Genomic DNA, 9,561 nt, shown 5'->3' on the forward strand with positions numbered 1-9,561 from the left:
ATTGTGGGCCTGGCGCGCAAGTGTATCAATGATATGCGCATCTCTCAAACCGAAGACGGGCTGATCCCCGAGATTTCGCCCGAATATGTAAAGTTTGATGAGCCTTTCCGCGATTCGCCTGAATGGGGAAGCAATGCGGTGATCCTACCTTGGTATGTATACCAGTGGTATGGCGATAAAGAGGTGCTTGCTCAAAACTATGAGATGATCAAACGATATTTGGCCTACCTCGATAAAAAATCTCAAAACCATTTATTGTACCAGGGCCTGGGCGATTGGTATGACCTTGGCCCGAACGCTCCCGGCGTTTCGCAGTTAACACCGCAGGGGATTACCGCTACTTCCATCTATTATTATGACCTTGATATAGCAGGAAAAATAGCAAGCCTGCTCGGTAAAAGTGATGATGCCGCATCATACAAAAAGCTCGCTGCCGAAGTTAAACAGGCTTACAATCAAAAGTTTTTTAATGCCGAAACCAAACAATACGGCACCGGCAGTCAGGCGGCTAATGCCATGTCTGTTTATGCCGGATTGGTTGAGCCGCAATACAAAGCGGCCGTAGTGAACAATATTGTAAAAGATATTCGCGACCGCGGTAATGCCCTTACCGCCGGTGATATTGGTTACCGTTATCTGCTGCGTGTGCTGGACGATGAAGGCCGCTCGGATGTGATCTATGATATGAACAGTCGTGCCGATGTACCGGGCTATGGTTATCAGCTTGCTCATGGTGCCACTGCCTTAACCGAATCATGGGCGGCGTTAACTTCAGTATCCAATAACCACTTTATGTTAGGGCATTTGATGGAATGGTTTTACAGTGGTTTGGCTGGCATCCGCCCTGCAGATGATGCCATTGCTTTTAATAAAATAGAGATCCGGCCCGAAACCGTGGGTGATGTTACCTGGGCAAAAGCTAACTACGAATCGCCGTATGGCAATATCGTAAGCAGCTGGAAAAAAGATCAGAGGCAGTTTAAGCTCGAAGTAAGTATCCCCGCTAATACTACGGCAAGTATCTATTTGCCTGTTAAAAGCAATGCTGCCATTACGGTGGATGGGCAAAACATCAAAGCAAAGCATGATCTTAAGTTCGTCGGTTATCACAATGGGAAGGCCGAAATAAAAGCAGGTTCGGGTAATTATACATTCATCGCCAAATAAAATATTATGAAAGCAAAATGCATAAAGCTGAAACAGGAAAAACGCTTTTAAAAAGGAGGCACTTACGGAGCCAATTCTCTTGATTTTCATTTCTACAAACATGTTTCTCCTACGGAGTTTAAAAAGTGTATGATTATAACTCCGTAGGAGTAACATGTTTATAGCAAAATAAGATATATGTATTGGCTCCGTAGGTGCCCCCTATTTACTACAGATTTTAAAAGCGATTTTCATGAAATCTAATGAATTGGTTTTCAGTTTTATAATAGCTTAATCTGTGGATTTATTAATGGACTCTATATAAACAAACCATGAAATACATTTCCAAATCATCTACATTCTTAGTTTGTGTTTTTTTAATGCTGAAGGTGCAGGCACAGGAGGTACCCGAAAAGGTGATGAAAAACATTTATGAACAAGTAAAAGTCCCGTATAAATATGGCCTGGTAATAGCACCTGATGATAATAACCAAAAGGCCGATTGCCCTATGGTTTTTCGGCAGGGGGATAGCTGGTATATGAGCTATATCATTTTTAATGGCCGTGGTTATGAAACCTGGCTGGCCGATAGCAAAGATCTGCTGCACTGGAAAACCCGCGGCCGTATCCTCTCATTTTCTGATGATACCACACGCTGGGATAATAACCAAAAGGCCGGTTATGTTGGCTTGCAGGATTATAAATGGGGAGGGTCGTACAAATTACAGCAATATGATGGCAAGTATTGGCTGTCATATTTCGGTGGACAAAGCAAGGGCTATGAGAAAGGTTTGCTTTCTATAAGCATAGCTTCAACCGATCAGGATCCGGGTACCGCGCATGAATGGCAGGGATTAGATCATCCTGTACTGTCAAGCATCGATAAAGATGTAAGCTGGTGGGATAACCATACGCAATACAAGCAAACGGTTATCTGGGATAAAAAGAAGCTGACCGGTCACCCTTTCATCATGTATTACAATGCCAATGGCGATAGTGTAAACAAAAAACGCGGTGCCGAACGGATTGGTATGGCCGTATCTGACGATATGCTGCATTGGAAACGTTTCGGCAAAGACCCGGTATTGAATCATGGCGACGGTATTACAGGCGATCCATACATTCAGCAGATAGGAAATGTTTACGTGATGTTCTATTTTGGAGCGTTTTGGAAAACCGGCGATTCTGGTGTGTTTAACCGCTTTGCCTGTTCTTATGACTTAGTACACTGGACGGATTGGACAGGAGAGAAGCTCATCCAATCATCTGAGCCTTATGATAATATGTTCGCCCATAAATCATGCGTGGTGAAGTACAAAGGCATGGTTTATCACTTTTATTGCGCCGTAAACAAAGCCGATCAGCGCGGCATAGCTGTGGCTACGTCAAAAGATCTGGGTAAAAGCGAGTTGAATTTTGTTGCTCCTCCTGTTAAGAAAAGTAAATCAAAATGAGGTTCCGTTATTTATATACGCTGTGTTTAGTGCTTTTTACGGCTGGTTTTGCATCTGCTCAAAACGTACGCAAAACAGAAAGTTTTAACACCGACTGGAAGTTTTTTTTAGGCGATGATGCGGCTGCGTGCCAGGTGAAATTTGATGACAATCGTTGGCGAAGACTTGATCTTCCGCATGATTGGAGTATCGAAGGGAAATTCGACAGTAAAAATCCCACCACGCAGGCCGAGGGTGGATTGCCTGCTGGCATTGGTTGGTATCGCAAAAGTTTTATGATCCCTGCATCGTCAAAAACTAAAACTATTTTGATTGATTTTGACGGCGTTTATCACAACAGCGAAGTTTGGATCAACGGGCATTACTTAGGCAAACGACCCAATGGTTATATCTCTTTCAGGTATGATCTGACGCCTTACCTCAAATTTGGAGCGCGGCAAAATGTGATAGCGGTTAGGGTTGATAACAGCGATCAGCCTAATTCACGGTGGTATACCGGGTCGGGCATTTACCGCAATGTTTGGTTAACTACTGTCAATAAAATCCATCTGCTGCAATGGTCGTCATTTATAACTACGCCGCAGGTTGACCAGCAAAATGCGACGATAAATATCCGTACAGTTTTACCAGGTTTTGTCAATCGCAAATTGAAACTCAAGGCTTTGGTTTTGGATGATAAGGGTAAGGTTGTGGGTACAATTACTTCTTCCGTAATTGGTACTGTAATTCAGCAGAACCTTAGGATTACGAATCCTAAATTATGGTCAATAAATCATCCTTATCTGTACAAAGTAAAGCTGCAGTTGATTGCTGATAATAAAGTTATTGATGATTATACCACCACCATAGGTATCCGTTATTTCAATTTCGACGCTGATAAAGGGTTTAGTCTGAATGGCGAACCGACGAAAATTCTTGGCGTTTGTCTGCATCATGACCAAGGTGCTTTGGGTACGGCTGTAAATACGCGTGCTATTGAGCGGCAATTGCAGATATTAAAAGATATGGGCTGTAATGCCATCCGCACATCGCACAATCCACCGGCACCCGAACTGCTTGATTTGTGCGATAAAATGGGTTTCCTGGTAATGGACGAAGCTTTTGATATGTGGAAGAAGAAAAAAAGCAAACATGATTACCATGAGGACTGGGACGAGTGGCATGTAAAGGACCTGCAAGACCAGGTTTTGCGAGATCGGAACCATCCATCCGTTTTTGCCTGGAGCATAGGCAACGAGATCAGGGAGCAGTTTGATAGTACAGGTGTGAGCATTGGTCGCCAATTGGTAAAAATTGTAAAGCAACTGGATAATACAAGGCCAGTTACATCGGCCCTGAGTGATGCAGATCCCAAAAAGAATTTCATTTACCAGTCTGGCGCGCTTGATCTGGTTGGCTTAAATTATCACCAGGAAGTATATGCCGATTTTCAGAAAAACTACCCCGGTCAAAAGTTTATCGGCACCGAAAACATGTCGGCACTGGCAACGCGGGGGCATTATGATATGCCGTCGGATAGTATCCGGCGCTGGCCAAAGGATGGCAAAACTCTGTTGAAGGATGGCAATGCCGATTTTACGGTATCAGCCTACGATAACGTATCGGCCTATTGGGGCTCAACGCACGAGGAAACATGGAAGATCATCAAGAAACATGATTTCCTCTCGGGCCTTTTTGTGTGGACAGGCTTCGATTACATTGGCGAACCAACTCCATACCTGTGGCCTGCCCGCAGCTCATACTTTGGTATTGTTGATTTGGCCGGTTTCCCCAAGGATGTTTATTACATGTACCAAAGCGAGTGGACAAGCAAACCCGTTTTGCACCTGCTACCGCACTGGAACTGGAAACCTGGGCAACTGATTGACGTTTGGGCCTATTACAATAATGCCGATGAAGTGGAAGCTTTTTTAAACGGTAAATCAATAGGGGTAAGAAAGAAAACAAGTGGTGACCTGCATGTCATGTGGCGTATTAAATATGAACCGGGAGTGTTAAAAGCCATATCCCGCCGTAACGGAAAGGTGGTTATGACCACGCAGGTAGTTACAGCCGGTGAACCTTATAAAATACAGCTTAAGGCCGATAGGAGTAAAATTAAAGCCGATGGTAAAGACCTGTCGTATATCACCGTATCTGTTTTGGATAAAAACAATGTGCCGGTGCCCGATGCCAACCAATTGGTGAAGTTTAAAGTAACCGGACAAGGCGTGCTGAAAGCTGTAGACAATGGTTCGCAGACAGATCTCGATCCGTTTGTATCTGATCAGCACCATTTGTTTAATGGTTTAGGGCTGGCTGTTATTCAGTCTAAATCTGTTGGCGGGAAGATTACTGTTACTGCTGCTGCCGATGGGTTGCAGGCGGCTCACTTAATTATTGAAAGTACGCATTGAGAAGCCATTAACTCAAAGTATTCATTGCCGTTGACTATTTGTTAAGAGGTTACAAGGGCTGGGAATATAAAAAATATGTCATTGCGAGGAGGAACGACGAAGCAATCTCGTAGCTATGCAAATCGGACATGCATTGGCTACGAGATTGCCGCGCTGCGCTCGCAATGACATGGTTTTTGTTTGTTTTTCCCGCCACTCGCCTCTGGCGAGTGGCGGCATTTTTTGTTTGTATATTTATTTTCTTTGTGATAATATCCTACAATAGCCGGCGAAAATATTACAGTAAAGGCTAACCCCGGTACGTTACATTTGTTATACAATTTTAAACCATAATACTAAATTTACTGTACCACCCGATTAACGCATGAGAGTGTTGCCCGTGTTAGATTTTACCATTATAGGTATTTACCTTATAGCCATGGTGCTGGTCGGTTTTTATTTTTCGCGTAAAAATAAAAATGCCGAGCAGTTCACCGTTGCATCTGGTTTAATACCGGGCTGGGCCATCGGTTTATCCATTTATGCCACTTTTTTAAGTAGTAACACCTTTTTGGGTGTGCCCGGCAAAGCCTACGGCGGCAACTGGAACGCTTTTGTATTTAGCTTATCCATGCCATTTGCTGCCTGGATAGCGGTTAAGTATTTTATACCATTTTATCGTAATACGGGCAATATCTCCGCTTATACGCACTTTGAAAAACGCTTTGGCCCCTGGGCAAGGGTTTATGCAGTTATTTGTTTTTTGCTTACGCAGATTGCCCGCATGGGATCTGTGTTTTTTGGAATAGCACTGAGCTTACAGGCGCTTACCGGCTTGTCTATGAAGACCATCATGATCGTAATGGGCATCTCTATTATTCTGTACACTGTATCCGGTGGAATTAAAGCAGTGATCTGGACAGAAGTGGTACAGGCCATCATCAAAACTTTGGGAGCCATCCTGATCATTTATTTGGTGGTAAACAACATCCCCGGCGGCTTTGATAAGATCGTAGAAATTGGCAAAGCCGATCATAAATTTAGCCTGGGCAGTTTCTCACTGAACCTTACAGAGCCAACCTTTTGGGTGATCCTGTTCTACGGGTTCTTTATCAATCTCAACAACTTTGGGATGGATCAAAACTATATCCAGCGTTATCATGCGGCTACATCAACCAAACAGGCGGCCAAATCGGTATGGCTTTGTGTTGGTATTTATGTGCCTGCATCTTTCCTGTTTTTTGTAATAGGTTCATGCTTATACGCTTACTACAGCCAGCACCCCGACCTGATCTTAAGCCTTAAACACCAGGTAGCTATTGAACGTTTGCCTGCAACAGCTTCGGCAAATGAGGTTGCAGCGTTTATGGGTAAACTTAAACCTGCCGATTATGGCGATAAGATCATGCCGCATTTTATGGTTACCAAAATCCCTGCGGGCCTGGTTGGTATTATCGTGGCAGCCATTTTATCGGCAGCCATGAGCACCATTAGTTCTGGAATGAATTCATCGGCGACTGTTTTTACTATCGATATCTACAAAAGATATTTTAAACCGCAGCTCAACGAAAAAAGCACCCTGAATGCATTGCATATAGGCACTGTGCTTTTTGGGTTTGCAGGTATGGCAGCCGGGATAGCCATGATAGGGGTAAAAAGCATCCTTGATCTGTGGTGGCAGCTTTCGGGGATTTTCGCTGCTGGTATGCTCGGCTTATTTTTGCTGGGTATCATCAGCAGGCAAACCCGTAACCACGAGGCTATTATCGCCAGCATCATTGGTGTTTTGGTGATCCTTTGGCTTACTTTTCCTGCGCTCATTCCAGAGCAATACGCAGCCCTTCGCAGTACATTGAATACCAATATGATCATTGTTGCGGGTACACTCGCCATATTTTTAACAGGAATCTTTTTAACCAAAACCAGGCAGTTAACAGTTTAATTTAATCATCAAATGGAACAATCAAAAAAGGGTTTTATCCCGGTAATGTTAACGCCTTTTAAAGATAACGGTGCGGTCGATTATGTAGCGCTAACCCGTTTAACCGAAATGTACCTGCATGCTGGGGCGGCCGGTGTATTTGCTAATTGCCTGTCGAGCGAAATGTTTGAACTGAGCGGAGAAGAGCGCCTGGCAATAATTAAACACGTGGTTGAAACTGTTGACGGCGCTGTTCCCGTTGTAGCTACCGGTACCTTTGGTGGTCTGATTGAAAAGCAAGCTGATTTTGTAAAAAGGGTGTATGATACAGGTACTTCGGCGGTAATTGCCATTACAAGTTTATTGGCCAATGTTGATGAACCTGATACTGTTTTTAATGACCGTGTATTTGAGTTGTTTGATCAAACTGCAACTATCCCTTTAGGTTTTTACGAATGCCCGGTGCCATACAAGAGATTATTGTCGGCCGAACAGCTTCATCATTTTGTAGCAACCGGCAGGGTAATATATCATAAAGATACCTGCCTTAACCTGGATGTGGTAAAGCAGAAACTGGAGGCGAGCAAAATTAATCCGGCTTTTGGTTTGTACGATGCTTACATGGTTCATGCGGTTGAATCGCTGAAAGCCGGTTCGGCAGGCTTATCCTGTATCCAGGGGAATTTCTTTCCGGAACTTATTGTTTGGTTATGTGATCATTATGCTGATGCATCGCGCCAGCATGAGGTGGCAATGGTGCAGGAGTTTTTAACCGAAAATATGGATGTAATGCACAATGTATACCCGGTTATTGCTAAATATTATCTTACCAAACGCGGTTTGAAAATAACTACCACAACCCGCCGGGATGTAGGCTATTTTTCCCCGGCTATTCGTAATAAGATTGAAGATCTGTACAGCAACTATACCACGCTTCAAAGCGAGATAGGTATCGGGAATTATTAGTGTTAGGTCGGGAGTATTAGGTGAAAAGCAATGTTTTTTATAACAAATTGTTGTTTGAGAGTATTTTACGTAGAGACGCATCACATGCGTCTCCCATAGGACAAGCCGCTTTGTAAGTGATTAAGTCCAAAAATTTGCATGCGGGAGACGCATGTGATGCGTCTCTACATTTTAAAATAGTTGGCCTCTTATAACTTCATGCTAACGACTTAAGACTTAGCAAAATCAAGCAGAAATCGCCTGTTTTTGTCCTTTAATATAGCGGCGTTTATACTCAAGTGGGGTCATCCCGGTAACCCTTTTAAAGTGACGGTAAAAGTTTGAAATATTATTGTAACCGCATTCAAAGCACAAAACCTCGGTAGGCAATTTATCTTCTATCAAAAACCGGCAGGCATGACTGATCCTGATCTCGGTTAAAAAATCAAAGTATGTTTTCTTGGTCATTAGCTTAAAATACCGGCAAAAGGAGGTAACACTCAGGTTGCCGATAGCTGCTATCTTCTCCAGGCTAATCTCCTGTTTATAGTTGGCCAGTGTATATGAACATACCTTATTGAGGCGGATCGTATCCGACTCATTGGATTGGTGGAAGTCACTGTGCGATAGGGTGATCGGCTCAAATTCTTCATTTTCGGCCAACACTTTCAATATCGAAAGCAGGATAATGATCCTGTCGAGATTGGTAGCTTCGGCCGCCTGCCGCATCAGTCTGGCCAGCTCGGTTTTTGCTTCGCCCTTGATGACCATGCCACTTTTGGCTTTTTCAAAAAGCTTGGGCAACATGAAAGCTTCGGGTAAATTTAACAAGTAACGGCCAAGACAGTCCGGTAAAAAATGGATCACAATTACCTCAACATTCAATCCCGAGTCGGGCAAAAAATATTCATCCTTGCATCGCCAGCAGTGCGGAAGCGCCTCTCCAAGCAGTGTAATTTCGCCCGGCGAAAAATTGCTGATATTATCACCAATAAACCTAACCCCTTCGCCCTTGATTACGTAGTGTAATTCAAGCTCGGGATGGTAATGCCAGATCCCTCTGAAGGTAGGCAAAATATCATGCCGTATACTGAATGAATTTTGCGGTTTTACCGCAACCTTGAGAAAATGGGGCTTCATTTTATGAAAATCAATAAAGATTAGCGGGCCGGCCCATATTTATGTATGTGCCGTGTTGGTTTATATTTTTAAAAGTAGCAAATTTTAATCAAACCCAATTTGCAGCAATGTAATTTTCTTTTGACAAAAAATTAGCCTAACACGAAAAGCGGGTTATGGTAAGATTGTATAATAAATAGATAAATACAAATAGGAAAGGCAAAGGCTAACCATTGATATTTGTTAAAGCAACTTGTAAATCAGGCTGTAGGATACCAGGAAATATAAACCAATAAAATTAATTATACTTTTTATCAGGCTTTTAGAACTGACAGGATTTTAACAGTTGATTAATTGTGATATGAACAATTAATTGCGTAAAAAACGGCAGGATACTATATACTTTTTTTAAGGGCTTTTATAAAAACTGTAAAGAATTTAACCAATTGAAACAACCATGAAGCACTTTAAATACATAGTGATATTGTTATTATCAGTTGCGGGCAGCGCGGCTTTAGCGCAAGCACCTGCAGATAACAACTACATAAAAGTTATAACCGAACGTTCAAATAAAATTGTTACAGGAGCAGGCATTACCGAC

The 9,561-nt window shown here is 42.9% G+C and carries 6 protein-coding genes; 5 read left to right on the top strand and 1 reads right to left on the bottom strand.

What is annotated here, in order from left to right:
- The 5 genes from VF500_RS12155 to VF500_RS12175 all read left to right on the top strand — a co-directional run.
- The coding region (locus VF500_RS12155) for an alpha-L-rhamnosidase C-terminal domain-containing protein (protein WP_330859924.1) at positions 1 to 1,167 on the top strand (1,167 nt) is incomplete at its 5' end.
- Between the two features lie 311 nt (positions 1,168 to 1,478).
- Complete coding sequence (locus tag VF500_RS12160; RefSeq protein ID WP_330859925.1) at positions 1,479 to 2,600, top strand: glycosylase; 1,122 nt, start codon at positions 1,479 to 1,481, stop codon at positions 2,598 to 2,600.
- Complete coding sequence (gene galB / locus VF500_RS12165) at positions 2,597 to 4,996, top strand: beta-galactosidase GalB (protein WP_330859926.1); 2,400 nt, start codon at positions 2,597 to 2,599, stop codon at positions 4,994 to 4,996. Before VF500_RS12160 ends, galB begins: the two co-directional genes overlap by 4 nt.
- A gap of 364 nt (positions 4,997 to 5,360) precedes the next feature.
- Entirely contained in the window at positions 5,361 to 6,917 is a 1,557-nt protein-coding gene (locus VF500_RS12170) for a sodium:solute symporter (RefSeq protein ID WP_330859927.1), read from the top strand.
- Positions 6,918 to 6,929: 12 nt separating this feature from the next.
- Positions 6,930 to 7,862 (top strand): dihydrodipicolinate synthase family protein, encoded by a 933-nt coding sequence (locus VF500_RS12175; RefSeq protein ID WP_330859928.1) that lies wholly within the window; start codon positions 6,930 to 6,932, stop codon positions 7,860 to 7,862.
- Positions 7,863 to 8,087: 225 nt separating this feature from the next.
- Here VF500_RS12175 and VF500_RS12180 read toward each other — a convergent pair whose 3' ends face one another.
- The gene (locus tag VF500_RS12180; protein WP_330859929.1) at positions 8,088 to 8,981 is read right to left on the bottom strand and encodes an AraC family transcriptional regulator; all 894 of its coding nucleotides are present in this window, start codon (positions 8,979 to 8,981) and stop codon (positions 8,088 to 8,090) included.
- Between the last annotated feature and the right edge of the window lie 580 nt (positions 8,982 to 9,561).

Origin of the sequence: Mucilaginibacter sp., assembly GCF_036383575.1 — a bacterium.
Taxonomy (GTDB): Bacteria; Bacteroidota; Bacteroidia; order Sphingobacteriales; family Sphingobacteriaceae; genus Mucilaginibacter.

Excerpts from the sequence above, each read along its gene's own strand:
- VF500_RS12160 (WP_330859925.1), top strand. The coding sequence starts at position 1,479 with ATGAAATACATTTCCAAATCATCTACATTCTTAGTTTGTGTTTTTTTA.
- galB (WP_330859926.1), top strand. The coding sequence starts at position 2,597 with ATGAGGTTCCGTTATTTATATACGCTGTGTTTAGTGCTTTTTACGGCT.
- VF500_RS12170 (WP_330859927.1), top strand. The coding sequence starts at position 5,361 with ATGAGAGTGTTGCCCGTGTTAGATTTTACCATTATAGGTATTTACCTT.
- VF500_RS12175 (WP_330859928.1), top strand. The coding sequence starts at position 6,930 with ATGGAACAATCAAAAAAGGGTTTTATCCCGGTAATGTTAACGCCTTTT.
- VF500_RS12180 (WP_330859929.1), bottom strand. The coding sequence starts at position 8,981 with ATGAAGCCCCATTTTCTCAAGGTTGCGGTAAAACCGCAAAATTCATTC.